This is a genomic window from Flavonifractor sp. An52 (genome assembly GCF_002159385.1).
GTDB classification, from domain to species: Bacteria; Bacillota; Clostridia; order Oscillospirales; family Oscillospiraceae; genus Flavonifractor; species Flavonifractor avicola.
Map to the genome: position 1 here is coordinate 1 of NZ_NFIB01000069.1, position 1,148 is coordinate 1,148.

The 1,148-nt window shown below is 51.3% G+C and carries 2 protein-coding genes; both read right to left on the bottom strand.

Features of this window, described 5'->3' with window-relative positions; genetic code table 11:
* Positions 1–38: 38 nt before the first annotated feature.
* On the bottom strand, positions 39–989 hold the full coding sequence (locus B5G06_RS13960) for an IS3 family transposase (RefSeq protein ID WP_143382762.1): 951 nt from the start codon (positions 987–989) through the stop codon (positions 39–41).
* Positions 932–1,148, bottom strand: a 217-nt coding sequence (locus B5G06_RS13965) for a transposase (protein WP_158094729.1), incomplete at its 5' end; no start/stop codon positions are given. The genes B5G06_RS13965 and B5G06_RS13960, both read right to left, overlap by 58 nt.

The window sequence follows — 1,148 nt, forward strand, 5'->3', positions numbered from 1 at the left end:
TGGAATAGTCAAGAAAACCGCACACCCAACATGTCCGGTTATGCCACCTGCGTTTGTGCTGACAGCCACCGTCTCCGCTTGACCAGCGGAGGCAGATGATCCTCGTTGGCAGTGTTGCGTCGGAGAGGATTGTAATATGTTTCGATCCAGCGGAAGATCATCTGCCGAACCTGATCCCGTTTCATGGAGACGCAGTGAAGTCGATAAATCAACTCTTTTTTGAGCGTTGCAAAAAAACTTTCCATCCGCGCATTGTCAAAACAGCAGTGTGTGCGTCCCATGCTTTGCCGAATGGATCCATACTGGGTAAGCAGCGCACGGTATTCCCGGCTGGTGTACTGGCTGCCGTGATCAGAATGAAGGATCAAACCGGGCTCATAACCATAGCGGGAAACTGCATGGCGAAACGCATCACAGCATAAACTGGCGCGCATATGGGGGCGCATTGCATAACCGACTACCGCGCCATCAAAACAGTCTAAAATTGCAGCGAGATACAGCTTACCATCTGCACATTTGATTTCGGTCATATCGCTGATGTACTTCGTTCCGGGCGCCGATGCGGTAAAATCCCGTCGTACCAGATCATCATTTTGTGGTGCGTGAAAATTGGTCTTTGTCAGGCTATGCGGACGCTTTTTGCGTATTAACAGGTGATTTTCCTTGCATAACCGATAACACTTCCCATAGCTTGGACGCTGTGTTTCCGGCAATGCTTCCCGCAAACTGCGCACCCCGTAGCAGGGATGCTGTTGCCGCAATTGTTTCAGGGCCGATACCGTTTCCGCATCATGGTCTGTATGCACTGGTCTGCGTTTCCAACCATAATACCCTTCCCGGCGTACACCGAGAACCTGACAGCACAATGCAATACTACTGTCCTGATGATTGGCTTCGATCCATGCATACAGATGTCGCGGACGAATACCGGTTATCGACCCGCCATAAAACCCAACGCTTTTCGTAGAATGTAGTTTGCTTCGTGCAATTCTTTATTTTCTCGAGTTAAACGGGCTACGGCTTGCTCTGGTGTTTCACCCGGCTGTACGCCACGAATCTCACCTCTGGCCAGTCGCTCTGCCCGGCGCCAGTTGTATACTGTCTTCGTGGAGATACCGAGTTGCTGGCACGCTGCGCTCACCCCGATT